Origin of the sequence: Scandinavium sp. (assembly GCF_036271055.1) — a bacterium.
Taxonomy (GTDB): Bacteria; Pseudomonadota; Gammaproteobacteria; order Enterobacterales; family Enterobacteriaceae; genus Scandinavium.
The window spans coordinates 370,392-384,811 of record NZ_DATBBJ010000073.1; the positions used below are offsets into that span (position 1 = coordinate 370,392).

The following is a 14,420-nucleotide window of genomic DNA, read 5'->3' on the forward strand; positions in this document are numbered from 1 at the left end:
GTCGGGCAACTTATTACTCACTCCGCCGCTTTAACCATTTTCCCGCTGGTCACAAACGTCCCCGCTCCGAGATGATGCAGCGTGTTTCGTCTGTCGCCGTTAAACTGCCAGCGCCCGGCGATAAAGGCTTGTTCGTCTGCCGCGGCGGCGACGACTTCGCCAAACAGCGTGTCGTATTTCTCTTGTGCCGCCGTCGCGGGCAGCAATTTACATTCCATCCACGCCAGGCATTTCTCTTCCACGACCGGCAGACCTAAAACCGGGCCGTGTATGACTGGAATGCCATAGCAGTTGAATTTATCTTCATCGCGCCCGCTGACGCTACCCACCGCGTAGGTCCAGTTCGCCGCGTCGACGGCGGGGATCACGATGCCAAATTTTCCGCTGCGTTCAATCAACTCCCGCGACCAGGCACTTTTATCCACCACAATAGCAATGCGCGGCGGCTCAAACTCTACCGGCATCGACCATGCGGCGGCCATAATGTTGCGGCGATCGATACTCTCGTCATAGCTGGTAATCAAGACGGTCGGGCCGTGATTGAGCAGGCGACTGGCATGTTTTAATTCCACGGGACGAAAACGGCTCATAGCAATTCTCCTGATAATTTTTCGCATTAAAGCCTGTTCCTGGCGCAGAAAATAGCGGTCGCGCACAAACGGTAAAAATGACCGCACAAAAACGCCAGCCAGACGAAAAAAATACGTTATAAACACACTATATCTGAAGCATGGAGGCCGTATGAGCCCATTTTTAACCGCGTATTTTGACCGTCTTAGCTGGACAGAAACCGCCGCTGTCGACATCGATACCCTGCGTGCGCTGCATCTGCGCCACAATTGCACTATTCCGTTTGAGAATCTGGATGTGCTCTTGCCGCGTGAAATCCAGCTCGATGACGCATCTCTTGAAGATAAACTGATTGCTGCCCGTCGCGGCGGGTATTGTTTCGAGCAAAACGGTTTGTTTGAGCGCGTGTTGCGTGAAATTGGTTTTGATGTGCGGAGTGTGTTGGGGCGTGTGGTGTTGTCGAATCCTCCACAAATGCCGCCGCGTACGCACCGTCTTTTAGTTGTGGAACTGGCGGGCGAACGCTGGATTGCTGACGTCGGTTTCGGCGGACAAACACTGACCGCACCGATTTTATTGCAGGCCAACAAAGAGCAAACCACGCCGCACGGCGTGTATCGTTTACTGAACGAGGGCAACGACTGGACGCTCCAGTTCCGTCATCACGATCGCTGGCAATCGATGTATATCTTTGACCTGGTGCCGCAGTATTTCTCTGACTATGTGGCGGGTAACTTCTGGTCGGCACACTGGCCGCAGTCGCATTTCCGTCATCATCTGTTGATGTGCCGTCATCTGCCGGACGGCGGCAAACTGACGCTGACCAACTTCCATTTTACCCATCAGGAAAACGGCCATACCGTCGAGCAAATCAATCTGCCGGACGTAGAGAGTCTGTATTTACTGTTGCAGGATAAATTCGGGCAGGGCGTGGATGACCCGAAAAATGGTTTCACGCTGGCTGATTTGGCGGCGGTGATGGCTGCATTTGATACCCATGCGGAAGCGGGGAAATAATCTATTTCACTTGACTTGCTCCTCTCCATTGCGGAGAGGAGCAGAATGTATGATTTGTTGCTTACGTAATAAATTAAAGCTATATCCCAGATGGCTTTAGGTTTTGATGCTGCCGATTATTTTAACGATCGCTTTCTATTCATCAGTATGTTGGAATCTATTTTAAGCATTCTAATTATTTCATCAACAGAAGGATTCTATTGTATGGATAGGCTGATAAAATCATCGGTGGGTTTTAGAGGAACGAATAACGAGCATGATTTAAGAATTGTACGTAAGCTTTTATCTGAAAATGGGTTCAGGACAATGGCAAGCGATTCGAATACCCATAAAGATGTGGTGCGCGCACTTACAGCATTCCAGAAAACTAATTTCATTTATGTGACTGGGATTGTAATGCCTAATTGCACGACATTTAAAACATTGAAACAAAAAATAAATATCATAAATCGATCTGGGTATGACTCAGTACATCCTCGATATTCCGCATGCAATATGCGACCCAGCCAAGATTGTCTCAATTTAATGAGGCAGTATGAGAAATATCAGCAGTACCCCTATGACGACCAGACGGCAAAACGCATCAACCGTTATTGCAAGGGCGCGACTGTTGGCTATGGGCATCTCATTGTTAATGCACAACAGTTTGAGAAGTATCGCAATGGAATGTCAATGAGTGAGGCGACTAAACTATTTAACAAAAACCTCGAAGAATTTGTTTTGGCAGTCCAGCAGTGTGTAAAAACAAGAGTGTCGCAAAATGAGTTTGATGCGCTGGTGATGCTGACTTACAACATAGGCTCAGGCAATGATCGAAAAAGGAGTGGGCTTTTTTATTCAAACGTATTGAAAATCGTCAATGGCGAATCAGTTGATGATCTTTATAGTGCATGGAAGCTTTACACCATTTCACAAGGGAACGTAATGAATGGTTTAATTCACAGGCGAAGGTCCGAATATGAGGTGTTCGTGGGGAAAGGATATACGAAAATATGAAACTCAACTGGGTATTATTAGTGGTGTCGTTCTCATGTTTTGCAACCACGTTTGAAAATGAACACTTTAAAATAGAAATTGATACAGACAGTTGCTCTGACACTGATCTGGTTTGCACTTCTATTCCTTATCATTCGGTTAACAAGAGAGACGGTTCATCATTGGTGATAGACAATGGCAGGACTTATAATGTTGGCCCGTACCGGAATTTTCGCGGCTATACCTTCACTCATGGTCACTATACATATTTATTGAGGATGGATTTGGATTCGACCGAAGCGGATGCGTGGCGCCTGAACGTATTTAAAGGTAACAGTCTTCTCATTTTAGATGAACCGATAACAATCAATGATGACTAGATATTTTCTGACCCTCTGCAGAAGAGGGCCAGAAAAGATATTATGACTCAACGGCGCGAACGAACAATCTGATATCGGCGGGTGAAATATTCCACCGGCGCGCTCCAGACGTGGACCAGACGGGTGAACGGGAACAGCAGGAAGATGGTCATGCCCAGCGCCAGATGGACGCGGTAAACGATCGCCACGCCTTCCAGATGGGTTGATGCACCGCCCTGGAACGTCACCACTGATTGCGCCCAACCCACCAGTTTCATCATTTCGCTGCCGTCCGGATGTTGTGCCGAGAATGGGATGGTCGACAGCCCCAAAATACATTGAATCAGCAAGATGCAGAGGATCAGAATATCGGCTGTCGTCGACGTCGCGCGAACGCGTGGGTTAAACAGGCGACGAATCAACAACCCCGCACCGCCAATCAGCGTTAACACACCGCAAGCTCCGCCGAGGATCATCGCCATTTGCTGTTTCACTGAAATCGGCAGGAAAGATTCATACATCCAGTGCGGGGTCAGCATCCCAAAAGCATGCCCGAAAAAGACCCCGAGAATGCCAATATGGAACATGTTCGACCAAATCACCATTCCGCGTTTATCCAGCATCTGACTGGAGCCTGCGCGCCAGGTGTACTGCCCGTAGTCGTAGCGCAGCCAACTGCCGATGATAAATACCGAGCCGCAGATGTAGGGGTAAATATCGTAAAAGAAGACGTCAAAGAAGTGACTCATTTGGGGCCTCCGGGACGAACGTCAACGTACTGCGGCGCGACGTCCTGACTGAAACGTTTCTGGTAGTTTTGCAGCGGAGAGCTGTCGCAAGCGGAAGTCGTCGCGTTATCCTCGATGAACTTCACTTGTTCCTCTTCCCACACTGCGTCCAGCGCCTGACGGGTGTCGTCACGCACCTCGTTTTTCACTTGCGGAGTGACGCTGTCACTTCTTAAGGGGCTATTGGCAAGCAACAGCAGGGTATCGAACAGTTGGTAATAGTTTGATTGCCGTTCTTTGAGTCGGCCGCCCAATAGCGCCAGAATTGGCGCGACGTTTTGTAATCCTTCACGCGCTTCTTCTGGTGAACGGGTGCTGAGAAACTCGAGATATAGCGGTAGATGGTCCGGCAATTCACGGCAGTCGAGCTGCAAGCCCGCCTGTTCGTATTGCGCCATTAAATCGACCATCGCCTGACCGCGATCGCGGGATTCGCCGTGCACGTGTTCGAATAACAGTAGAGACATCGCGCTTCCGCGTTCAAACAAATCGCACCACAGCTCCTGCTGGTCCAGCAGTCGGGCGCTGAGATAGGTTTCCACCCACGGTGCTAGCGTCGGCGCATCCTGCGTCACCAGTTCCAGCGCTTCTTCGCGATTGTCCCACAGCACCGCGTCCGGGTATTCCAGCAGCAGTGCAATCAGCTTGAGGATCGGCATTATTCTCCCTCCCCATGATGGCGCACGCCGGAGACGTCAATGGCGTCAATGCGTTTGCTGTTGAACAGGTTGAATTTGGTGTCGGAGCCGTGGCAGCCGTCGCCGAAGGTAAAGCCGCAGCCGTTTTTCTCCGGGAAGGCATCGGCAGCCATTTCGCGGTGACTGGTTGGGATCACGAACCGATCTTCGTAGTTGGCGATGGCAAGATAGCGGTACATCTCTTCTACTTGTTCCACGCTGAGACCGACTTCCTCGATGGCGCGAGTATCGGTCACGCCTTCCACGGTTTGTGAGCGTTTGTAGTGACGCATTGCCATCATGCGTTTCAGTGCGCGCAGTACCGGGCCGGTATCGCCCGCTGCTAATAGGTTGGCGAGATATTGCACCGGTATACGCAGACTTTCGACGGACGGCAGAATATTGCCGTTATGCGGCAATGCGCCTGCGTCGGCGACAGACTGAATCGGTGACAATGGCGGTACGTACCAGACCATCGGCAGCGTGCGGTATTCCGGATGCAGCGGCAGGGCAAGCTTCCAGTCCATTGCCAGTTTGTAAACAGGCGACTGCTGCGCAGCTTCGATGACGTTCTGCGGAATCCCTTGCTTCAGCGCTTCTTCAATTACATGCGGGTCGTTCGGGTTGAGGAACACATCGCACTGGCGTTCGTACAGATCGGTCACATGCTCGGTGCTCGCGGCTTCTTCAATGCGATCTGCATCGTACAGCAGTACACCGAGATAACGGATGCGCCCCACGCAGGTTTCCGAGCACACGGTTGGCTGACCGGATTCAATACGCGGATAGCAGAAAATGCATTTTTCCGATTTGCCGCTTTTCCAGTTGAAGTAGATTTTTTTGTACGGGCAGCCGCTGATACACATGCGCCAGCCGCGGCATTTATCCTGGTCGATCAGCACAATGCCGTCTTCTTCACGTTTATAAATCGCACCGCTCGGGCAGGTTGCCACACAGCTTGGGTTCAGGCAGTGTTCGCACAAACGCGGGAGATACATCATGAAGGTGTTTTCGAACTGGCCGTACATCTCCTTTTGCATGTTTTCAAAGTTCTGATCCTTGGCACGTTTTTCAAATTCACCGCCGAGCAGTTCTTCCCAGTTCGGGCCCCATTCGATTTTGTTCATGCGCTCGCCGCTGATAAGCGAGCGTGGGCGGGCGGTTGGCAGATGTTTGCCTTCCGGGGCGCGCTGTAAATCCTGATAGTCGTAGGTGAACGGCTCGTAATAGTCGTCGATGGACGGTAACACCGGGTTGGCAAAAATTTTCGCCATCAGGGCAAGACGACCACCGAGACGCGGCGTGAGCTTACCGCTGATACCCCTGATCCAGCCGCCTTCCCATTGCGCCTGATCTTCCCAGTTTTTCGGATAACCGATGCCCGGTTTGGTTTCCACGTTGTTGAACCACGCGTATTCCATGCCTTCGCGACCGGTCCAGACGTTTTTACAGGTCACCGAGCAGGTGTGACAGCCGATGCATTTGTCGAGATTGAGAACCATGCCAACCTGGGAACGTATTTTCATTTTGTCGCCTCCTGGACCTGATCGTTGTTTTCGTCATCCAGCCAGTTAATGTTTTTCATTTTGCGGATCATGATGAATTCGTCGCGGTTGGAGCCGACGGTCCCGTAGTAGTTAAAGCTCCACGCCAGTTGGGCGTAACCGCCGATCATGTGCGTGGGTTTCGGGCAAATGCGGGTGACAGAGTTATGAATGCCGCCGCGCCGTCCGGTGACTTCTGAACCTGGAATATTCATGATGCGTTCCTGGGCGTGGTACATCATCGTCATCCCTGGCGGTATACGCTGGCTGACGACGGCACGAGCGGTGAGGGCGCCGTTGGCATTAAAGGCTTCAATCCAGTCGTTATCGGCGATGCCGAGCTCTTTGGCATCGGTTTCGCTGAGCCAGACAATCGGCCCGCCGCGCGACAGCGTTAACATCAACAGGTTTTCACTGTAGGTGGAGTGAATGCCCCATTTCTGGTGTGGCGTCAGGAAATTCAGCGCTTTTTCCGGGAAGCCGTTCGGCGGGATCTCGTTCATGTGCGTGACGCTGCGGGTGTCAATCGGTGGGCGGTAAGCCACCAGGCTTTCGCCAAACGCGCGCATCCACAGATGATCCTGATACAACTGCTGACGACCGGACAGTGTGCGCCACGGGATTAATTCGTGAACGTTGGTGTAACCGGCGTTATAGGAAACGTGTTCGCTTTCAAGGCCGGACCACGTTGGGCTGGAGATGATTTTGCGCGGCTGGGCAACGATATCGCGGAAGCGGATTTTTTCGTCTTCTTTGTTGAGCGCCAGATGTGCGTGCTCGCGACCGGTGATTTTGCTTAATGCCTGCCAGGCTTTAACCGCTACCTGACCGTTGGTTTCAGGCGCAAGCGCGAGAATGACTTCGGAAGCATCAATCGCAGTTTCAATGCGCGGACGACCTTTCGCCGGGCCGTCGAGCTTGACGTAATTGAGCTTGCCGAGGAATTCGATTTCAGTCTCGGTATTCCAGGAAATGCCTTTCCCGCCGTTGCCGAGTTTATCCAGCAGGGGCCCGAGGGAAGTGAAACGTTCATAGGTTGCCGGATAATCGCGTTCAACCACCGCAATGCTCGGTCCGGTTTTACCCGGCACATATTCACATTCGCCTTTGCGCCAGTCGGCGACTTCAAACGGCTGCGACAACTCTGCCGGAGAATCGTGCATTAACGGTTGCAGCACCACGTCGGTTTCGGTGCCGAGATGCCCGATACAAACCTGAGAAAATTCTTTGGCGATGCCTTTGTAGATTTCCCAGTCACTCTTCGCTTCCCATGCCGGATCGACCGCCGCCGACAGCGGATGAATAAACGGATGCATATCCGAAGTATTCATGTCGTCTTTTTCATACCAGGTGGCGGTTGGCAAGACGATATCGGAGAACAGACAGGTGCTGGACATACGGAAATCGAGCGTGACCAGCAGGTCGAGTTTGCCTTCGAGCGCTGCCGTTTGCCATTCGACTTCCTCCGGCTTCACATCATCACTTTCACCCAGCGCTTCGCCCTGAATTCCACTTTCGGTGCCCAGCAGATATTTGAGTAAATACTCATGACCTTTACCGGAAGATCCCAACAGGTTAGAGCGCCAGACGAACAGATTGCGCGGATGGTTTTTGCCGTTGTCCGGCTGTTCGCACGCCATGCGAATATCGCCGGATTTCAGCGCCTGCTCGGTGTAAGCGGCGGGCGTGACGCCTGCTGCGTCGGCCATCTCTTTGATCGACAATGGATTAAGATTGAGCTGCGGTGCAGACGGCAACCAGCCCATGCGCTCGGCGCGGACGTTGAAATCAATCAAATGGCCGGTGAATTTGCTGCTGTCGGCCAGTGGCGAAAGCAGCTCTTTCGCGGTGAGTTTTTCGTAACGCCACTGGCTGGAGTGGTTGTAGAAATAGGAGGTGCTGTTCATCTGGCGCGGCGGACGGTTCCAGTCCAGCGCGAATGCCAGTGGCAGCCAACCGGTCTGCGGACGTAGTTTTTCCTGGCCGACATAGTGCGCCCAGCCACCGCCGCTTTGACCGACGCAGCCGCAGAACACCAGCATGTTGATCATCCCCCGGTAGTTCATGTCCATGTGATACCAGTGGTTGACCCCGGCACCGAGAATGATCATCGACCGGCCATGCGTTTTATGTGCGGTGTCGGCAAATTCACGGGCGATTTGGGCGATATCGTATTGCTTCACGCCGGTAATTTGTTCGGCCCAGGCGGGTGTGTAGGCTTTGATTTCGCTGTAATCTTTCGCCGCCAGCGGGTCGTCTAATCCGCGATCGAGACCGTAGTTGGCGAGGATCAAATCGTAAACGCTGACGACCAGTCCGGAAGTGCCATCCGCCATCGTAAGCTGTTTTACGGGAACCTGGCGAACCAGAATCGGGTCCTGTTTCACGCTGCGGAAATGCGGGTTTTCGTTGCCGCCGAAATAGGGAAAAGCCACGCCCGCGATGCTGTCGTGCGTGCCCAACAGGCTGAGCTGTAATTCCGTTTCCGCGCCCGCGGCAATCGATTCCAGATTCCATTTGCCTTGTTCACCCCAGCGGAAGCCAATCGCGCCGTTGGGGACGACCAGATCTCCTGTGGTATTAAACGCAACGGTTTTCCACTGCGGATTGTTGCTTTCGCCAAGGTTATCGACCAGATCGGAGGCGCGCAGCATGCGGCCCGGTACGTAACTGCCGTCATCACGCGCATCCAGTTGCACCAGCATTGGCATGTCGGTGTAGCGACAACAATAGTTGATGAAATAGTCGCTCGGGTTGTCGAGATGGAATTCGCGCAGCATGACGTGGCCCATCGCCATGGCCAACGCGCTGTCGGTGCCTTGCTTTGGCGCTAACCACTGATCGCTGAGTTTTGCCACTTCCGAAAAATCTGGCGTGATAGCGATGGTTTTGGTGCCTTTGTAACGCACTTCTGTGAAGAAATGCGCATCCGGCGTGCGCGTTTGCGGCACGTTCGAACCCCAGGCAATGATATAGGACGAGTTGTACCAGTCGGCGGATTCAGGTACATCGGTTTGTTCACCCCAGGTCATCGGCGAGGCGGGCGGTAAATCGCAGTACCAGTCGTAGAAACTGAGACAAGTGCCACCGAGCAGCGAAAGATAACGCGTCCCGGCGGCGTAAGAGACCATCGACATTGCCGGGATTGGCGAGAATCCTGCGACGCGATCCGGGCCATAATGCTTAATCGTCCAGACGTTCGCCGCGGCGATCAGCGTATTCAGTTCTTTCCAGTTGGAGCGAACAAATCCGCCGTGACCGCGCGCCTGTTTGTATTTCAGGCATTTAGCCGGGTCCTGCATGATCGCATTCCAGGCATTGACCGGGTCAGTGTGTTGGCCGAGGGCTTCGCGCCACATTTCGATCAAGCTTTTACGGATCAGCGGATATTTCAAACGGTTGGCGCTGTACAAATACCAGGAATAGCTTGCCCCGCGTGGACAACCGCGTGGTTCATGATTCGGGAGATCAGGGCGCGTGCGCGGATAGTCCGTTTGTTGCGTTTCCCAGGTCACCAGCCCGTTTTTAACGTAAATTTTCCAGCTACAGGAGCCGGTACAGTTCACGCCATGGGTCGAGCGCACAATTTTGTCGAACTGCCAGCGCTGGCGATAGCTGTCTTCCCATTCGCGGTTGGTGTTGTATTCCTGGCCGTGACCGTTGGCGAAGGTGTCGCCTTTTTGCTTAAAGTAGCGAAATCTGTCCAGTAATTTGCTCATGACATGGCTCCATTTTGCTGGCAAAGATGCCGGGCGGCGCTTCGTTTGCCCGGCCTACAAAAGACTGCCGGCTTCGTGCGTAGGCCCGGCAAACGAAGCGCCGCCGGGCAAAAAACAGGCGTTATGCAGATTTGCGGCGGCCGTAGACCAGCCACGTCACCACCACGCAAACGATGTAGAACACGAGGAAGATTTTCATCGCGCCGACCGGAGAGCCGGTCATTGCCAATGACGTGCCGAAGGCTTTAGGAATGAAGAAACCGCCGACGGCGCCAATCGCGGAGATAAAACCGAGTGCGGCGGCGGTATCGGTCACGGCTTCCTGTTGTGCCTGTTCGTCGCTACCGCCTTTGGCTTTTACGCGGTCAATGGTGATGCGACGGAAGATCACCGCAATCATCTGGAAGGTTGAGCCGCTGCCAAGACCGGCAGTCAGGAACAGCCCCATAAAGACCAGATAGAAGGTAAGGAAGTTACCCGGTGAAGTGTCGCTCGGCAGGGTAAAGAAGATCAGCGCGCTGAAAATCGCCATGAAAATGAAGTTAACCAGCGTCACGCGCACGCCGCCGAGCTTATCGGAAATCACGCCACCAAATGAACGCGCCAGTGCCCCGAGGAACGGGCCGAAGAACGCCAGTTTGAGGATATTCACATCCGGAAACTGAGTTTTGGCGAGCATCGCAAAACCGGCTGAAAAACCGATAAACGACCCAAACGTTGCCAGATAAAGCAGGGCGAGGATCCACGTATGCAGCCGTCCTAACACCGGCAATTGCTCGGCGACTGAGGCTTTGGAACTGGCGATATCGTTCATGCCAAACCAGGCGGCAATAGTCGCCAGCAGCAGCAAAGGCGACCAAATCCATGCGGCATTAGTCAACCACATCGTCGAACCATCATCCTGGGGAACACCCTGCACACCAAGGAAGGTATAGATGGGCAGGAAGATCACCAGCGGGGCAACTAACTGCATTACGCTGACGCCCAGATTACCAAGACCGCCGTTAATGCCGAGTGCACTGCCTTGTTTCGCTTTCGGGAAGAAGAAACTGATATTGCCCATGCTTGAGGCAAAATTCGCCCCCGCAAATCCGCACAGTAATGCGATGACAATAAATACCCAGAATGGAGTAGCGGTATTTTGAATGGCGATCCCGAGCCAGACGCAAGGAATAATCAGAATAACGGTGCTTAATACCGTCCAGTGGCGACCGCCAAATATTGGCACCATAAAGGAGTAGGGTACGCGTAATATTGCGCCGGAAAGTGAAGGTAGGGCGGTTAATAAGAACAGTTGATCGGTTGTGAAATTAAATCCGACTTTATTAAGATTCACCGCAACAGCGCTGAATAACATCCATACGCAGAATGCCAGCAGTAGGCAAGCCACGGAGATCCAGAGATTGCGTCGGGCGATGCCTTTGCCTTTATTCTCCCAAAATTGCGGATTTTCTGGCTTCCAGTCATTTAAAAGGTAATGATTATTCTTCTCATTTCGTTGTGACATATCGCCCTCGTCTGCACCCGTTCGTTATGAAAAAAGGCAAAAAGAGTACGTCGAAACGTAATGTTTCGCAGAAAGTAAGGATTTTTTTGGTTATGTGAAAGAAGGATAGATAAAAAAGCGCAACCCCGCGAATGGGTTAAGAATATAGCTGCGCTTAAGTGTTACCAATTGTAAAAATTAAATTAATTCCAGGTTAATAGCTTGTTTTAAGTGGCGGCTAAATGCCGCGTCGTCGACCTCTGGCATCCCTAAGACGTAGATACCATCCAGCCCGCAAACAAGGGCTATCAAACGCCAGGCGATATTTTCTGCGCTGTCAGACAGCGTAAATTCTCCGGCTTGTTGCCCGGCAATAATCACACGCACGGCTTCACCGTGCCACAGTGACATCGTTAACAGATAAGCGTTTTTAATCTCAGGATCGCTGTCGGCCAACAGCTGCGCCTGACGCCACAGGCGAATGTAAGGTTCGAGCCGACGATCTTCACTTCCGAGCAGCGAAAATAGGCGTTCACGCCAGCTGGCATTTTCAGGCACCAGCGGCAGGGCCATCATTTCACGGATAACCCGCACAAACGCCTGCGATTTCAGTTCACCGGATGAGGTGAAGTGGTGGTGAACCTGACCGGCAGCAACGCCTGCCCGATTGGCGATGTTACGCACGGTCATCGCGCTGAAACCCTCTTCGAGTGCGACGTCAATCGCGGCCTGCATAATGGTCTCGCGACGTTCTTCCCGATTCAAATAGCTCATAGTTTTAGTCCCTGACGACAATGTAGCGATGATAACAAAAAGCTGGACAAGCGTTCAACTCTCAAGCAGGATCGCAATCTGGACAAGTGTCCAGATTGGTTCTAAAGAGGAAAAGGTTATGTTTCGTCAATGGTTAACGTTGGTTGCTATCGTGCTGGTTTATATCCCGGTAGCCATCGATGCCACGGTATTGCACGTCGCGGCCCCCACGCTGAGCGTATCGCTCGGGGCCAGCGGCAATGAGCTGCTGTGGATCATTGATATTTATTCGCTGGTAATGGCGGGCATGGTGTTGCCGATGGGCGCACTTGGCGACCGCATTGGCTTCAAACGCCTGTTGTTGATCGGCAGCGGCTTGTTTGGTCTGGCTTCATTGTGTGCGGCGTTTGCGCCAACAGCGGAATGGCTAATTGCGGCGCGAGCGATGCTGGCGATTGGTGCCGCGATGATTGTTCCGGCCACACTTGCCGGGATCCGCAATACGTTTAGCGAAGCGCGCCACCGTAATATGGCGCTCGGGATGTGGGCGGCGGTCGGTTCCGGTGGGGCGGCGTTTGGCCCGTTGATTGGCGGTATCGTGCTGGAGCATTTCTGGTGGGGCGCGGTGTTCCTGATTAACGTACCTATTGTGCTGCTGGTGATGGCGCTCAGTGCGCGCGTCGTGCCGCGGCAAGCCGGTCGCCGTGAGCAGCCGCTGAATTTCAGCCATGCTCTGATGCTGATAGTGGCGATCCTGTTGCTGGTCTGGAGCGCGAAAACGGCAATGAAAGGCGTAATGGCGCTGTGGATTGTAGGCATTGTGCTGCTGTTTGGCGCAATGTTGCTGACCGCCTTTGTGCGGATTCAACTGAATGCCAAAACGCCGATGATCGATATGCGACTGTTCACACACCGCATTATTCTTAGCGGTGTGATGATGGCGGTTACAGCGATGATCACGCTGGTCGGTTTCGAACTGCTGATGGCACAGGAACTGCAGTTTGTTCACGGTAAAACGCCGTTTGAAGCTGGGCTGTTTATGCTGCCGCTGATGCTGGCGAGTGGTTTCAGCGGCCCTGTTGCAGGTATTCTGGTGTCGCGCTTGGGTTTGCGTCAGGTGGCAACCGGCGGCATGGCACTCAGCGCATTCAGCTTCCTGGGTTTATCGATGACCGATTTTAGCACGCAGCAATGGCAGGCGTGGGGGCTAATGGCGCTGTTAGGTTTTAGCGCCGCCAACGCGCTGTTAGCCTCGACGGCTGCGATCATGGCCGCTGCGCCGAAAGAGAAAGCGGCGGCGGCTGGCGCTATCGAAACCATGGCCTATGAACTGGGCGCAGGGCTTGGCATCGCACTATTTGGCTTGATCCTTACCCGCAGCTATACCGCGTCGATCATGTTGCCAGAGGGTTTGGGTGCAGAAGCAGTGATTCGGGCTGGCTCGTCCATTGGTGAAGCCATGCAGCTTGCCCAGACGCTGACCCCGACACTGGCGGACTCAGTCGTTCAGGCGGCAAAAAGCGCGTTCATCACTTCTCACAGTGTGGCGTTGTTCAGCGCAGGCGGCATGATGCTGATTCTGGCGGTGGGCATTTGGTTCGGCCTGGCGAAAACCCGCCAGACCGCATAACTAGTTTCGGGTGGCGTGCCAGCACAACAAGGAGCCTGCGCAAACCATGCAGGCGCCTTGCCAAAATGCCCAGGAAAGCGGGGCGTCGAGCAGGACTGAAGCCAGAGCGGAAGAGAGCACTGGCGTGAAGTAAGAACCCACAGCCAGAAGACTGACACTGCCGTGAAGAATGCCGATATTCCACGCCGCGTAGGCAAACCCGAGCGACAATGCGCAAAGGATAAGTTTAATCACCACCGGCCAACTGAAGATCATCGGTGGCTGGGCGCTGGAAAAATACTGCGCCCACAGACTGAGCGCCGTGAGTAACACAAATAGGGTGATGCCGTTTTTACCTTTGGCATATTTTGCCGTCACGGTGCAGTATGCCGCCCAAATAAAAGCCCCACAAAATGCCAGAATATAGCTGAGTGGGCTGCTGGCAATATTTTGCTTTATTTCTGCCAGATTCAGACCTTCCGAACCGCCCAACACCCAACTGACACCGAGTAATGAAATCAGCAGGCCAGGGATCACCCACCAGCGTGCTTTCTGACCATTAAAAAGAATGGCAAAGGTGATAGTCAGGCTGGGCCACAGATAATTGACCATCCCGACCTCAATGGCTTGCTGGCGCGTGGCGGCATAACCCAACGAAAGCGCGAGGCAGATTTCATAGCTCACAAACAGCAAGCAGCCTGCCAGTAAATATCTGACAAAAAACGTTTTAAGTTTTGGGAAACCGACGGTAAAAAGCAGTAATACGCCGCTGCAAGTGTAGATAGCAGCCGCGCCGCCAACAGGACCCAAACCCTCGCTAACGCCGCGAATAAGGCCAACCATCGTACTCCACAGCAGGATCGCCAACAGGCCGATAAGTGTGGCTTTTTGTTTTGTCATGAGCCTTGTCTTGTTCATCCTGA

12 protein-coding genes are annotated in these 14,420 nt (G+C 53.1%); 4 read left to right on the forward strand and 8 right to left on the reverse strand.

What is annotated here, in order from left to right; genetic code table 11:
- Positions 1-17: 17 nt before the first annotated feature.
- The gene (locus tag VH187_RS15510; RefSeq protein WP_329702336.1) at positions 18-590 is read right to left on the reverse strand and encodes a flavin reductase family protein; all 573 of its coding nucleotides are present in this window, start codon (positions 588-590) and stop codon (positions 18-20) included.
- 151 nt (positions 591-741) lie between these two features.
- On the opposite strand from VH187_RS15510, the gene nhoA reads away from it, so the two are divergent.
- The 3 genes from nhoA to VH187_RS15525 all read left to right on the forward strand — a co-directional run bounded on the left by nhoA (position 742) and on the right by VH187_RS15525 (position 2,942).
- Positions 742-1,587, forward strand: a complete 846-nt coding sequence (gene nhoA, locus VH187_RS15515) for an N-hydroxyarylamine O-acetyltransferase (RefSeq protein ID WP_329702337.1) — start codon at positions 742-744, stop codon at positions 1,585-1,587.
- Between the two features lie 90 nt (positions 1,588-1,677).
- A complete protein-coding gene (locus VH187_RS15520) occupies positions 1,678-2,583 on the forward strand; it encodes a lysozyme (RefSeq protein ID WP_329702338.1) in 906 nt (301 codons plus the stop codon).
- Positions 2,580-2,942 carry a hypothetical protein gene (locus VH187_RS15525; RefSeq protein ID WP_329702339.1) on the forward strand — a complete coding sequence of 121 codons (363 nt, stop codon included), beginning with the start codon at positions 2,580-2,582 and terminating at the stop codon, positions 2,940-2,942. The genes VH187_RS15520 and VH187_RS15525 overlap by 4 nt, the downstream gene beginning before the upstream one ends.
- A gap of 47 nt (positions 2,943-2,989) precedes the next feature.
- On the opposite strand, the gene narI is transcribed toward VH187_RS15525, so the two are convergent.
- The 6 genes from narI to VH187_RS15555 form a co-directional block, all read right to left on the reverse strand.
- On the reverse strand, positions 2,990-3,670 hold the full coding sequence (gene narI / locus VH187_RS15530) for a respiratory nitrate reductase subunit gamma (protein ID WP_329702340.1): 681 nt from the start codon (positions 3,668-3,670) through the stop codon (positions 2,990-2,992).
- Positions 3,667-4,368, reverse strand: a complete 702-nt coding sequence (narJ, locus tag VH187_RS15535) for a nitrate reductase molybdenum cofactor assembly chaperone (RefSeq protein WP_329702341.1) — start codon at positions 4,366-4,368, stop codon at positions 3,667-3,669. Before narJ ends, narI begins: the two co-directional genes overlap by 4 nt.
- The gene (gene narH / locus VH187_RS15540; RefSeq protein WP_329702342.1) at positions 4,368-5,912 is read right to left on the reverse strand and encodes a nitrate reductase subunit beta; all 1,545 of its coding nucleotides are present in this window, start codon (positions 5,910-5,912) and stop codon (positions 4,368-4,370) included. Before narH ends, narJ begins: the two co-directional genes overlap by 1 nt.
- Positions 5,909-9,649 (reverse strand): nitrate reductase subunit alpha, encoded by a 3,741-nt coding sequence (locus tag VH187_RS15545; protein WP_329702343.1) that lies wholly within the window; start codon positions 9,647-9,649, stop codon positions 5,909-5,911. Before VH187_RS15545 ends, narH begins: the two co-directional genes overlap by 4 nt.
- Before the next feature lie 121 nt (positions 9,650-9,770).
- Positions 9,771-11,156, reverse strand: a complete 1,386-nt coding sequence (locus tag VH187_RS15550) for a NarK family nitrate/nitrite MFS transporter (RefSeq protein WP_329702344.1) — start codon at positions 11,154-11,156, stop codon at positions 9,771-9,773.
- A 177-nt stretch (positions 11,157-11,333) separates the two neighbouring features.
- Positions 11,334-11,909 (reverse strand): TetR family transcriptional regulator, encoded by a 576-nt coding sequence (locus VH187_RS15555; RefSeq protein WP_329702345.1) that lies wholly within the window; start codon positions 11,907-11,909, stop codon positions 11,334-11,336.
- A gap of 118 nt (positions 11,910-12,027) precedes the next feature.
- Between VH187_RS15555 and VH187_RS15560 the strand changes: the two genes are divergently transcribed.
- Positions 12,028-13,518, forward strand: a complete 1,491-nt coding sequence (locus VH187_RS15560; protein ID WP_329702346.1) for an MFS transporter — start codon at positions 12,028-12,030, stop codon at positions 13,516-13,518.
- Here the strand turns inward: VH187_RS15560 and yddG are convergent, their stop codons facing one another.
- On the reverse strand, positions 13,519-14,397 hold the full coding sequence (yddG, locus tag VH187_RS15565) for an aromatic amino acid DMT transporter YddG (protein ID WP_329702347.1): 879 nt from the start codon (positions 14,395-14,397) through the stop codon (positions 13,519-13,521).
- Between the last annotated feature and the right edge of the window lie 23 nt (positions 14,398-14,420).

What these genes read in the sequence shown, in the direction of transcription:
- nhoA (WP_329702337.1), top strand. Translation starts at nt 742, where the DNA reads ATGAGCCCATTTTTAACCGCGTATTTTGACCGTCTTAGCTGGACAGAA.
- narI (WP_329702340.1), bottom strand. Translation starts at nt 3,670, where the DNA reads ATGAGTCACTTCTTTGACGTCTTCTTTTACGATATTTACCCCTACATC.
- narJ (WP_329702341.1), bottom strand. Translation starts at nt 4,368, where the DNA reads ATGCCGATCCTCAAGCTGATTGCACTGCTGCTGGAATACCCGGACGCG.
- yddG (WP_329702347.1), bottom strand. Translation starts at nt 14,397, where the DNA reads ATGACAAAACAAAAAGCCACACTTATCGGCCTGTTGGCGATCCTGCTG.
- narH (WP_329702342.1), bottom strand. Translation starts at nt 5,912, where the DNA reads ATGAAAATACGTTCCCAGGTTGGCATGGTTCTCAATCTCGACAAATGC.
- VH187_RS15560 (WP_329702346.1), top strand. Translation starts at nt 12,028, where the DNA reads ATGTTTCGTCAATGGTTAACGTTGGTTGCTATCGTGCTGGTTTATATC.
- VH187_RS15510 (WP_329702336.1), bottom strand. Translation starts at nt 590, where the DNA reads ATGAGCCGTTTTCGTCCCGTGGAATTAAAACATGCCAGTCGCCTGCTC.
- VH187_RS15555 (WP_329702345.1), bottom strand. Translation starts at nt 11,909, where the DNA reads ATGAGCTATTTGAATCGGGAAGAACGTCGCGAGACCATTATGCAGGCC.
- VH187_RS15545 (WP_329702343.1), bottom strand. Translation starts at nt 9,649, where the DNA reads ATGAGCAAATTACTGGACAGATTTCGCTACTTTAAGCAAAAAGGCGAC.
- VH187_RS15550 (WP_329702344.1), bottom strand. Translation starts at nt 11,156, where the DNA reads ATGTCACAACGAAATGAGAAGAATAATCATTACCTTTTAAATGACTGG.
- VH187_RS15520 (WP_329702338.1), top strand. Translation starts at nt 1,678, where the DNA reads ATGGCTTTAGGTTTTGATGCTGCCGATTATTTTAACGATCGCTTTCTA.
- VH187_RS15525 (WP_329702339.1), top strand. Translation starts at nt 2,580, where the DNA reads ATGAAACTCAACTGGGTATTATTAGTGGTGTCGTTCTCATGTTTTGCA.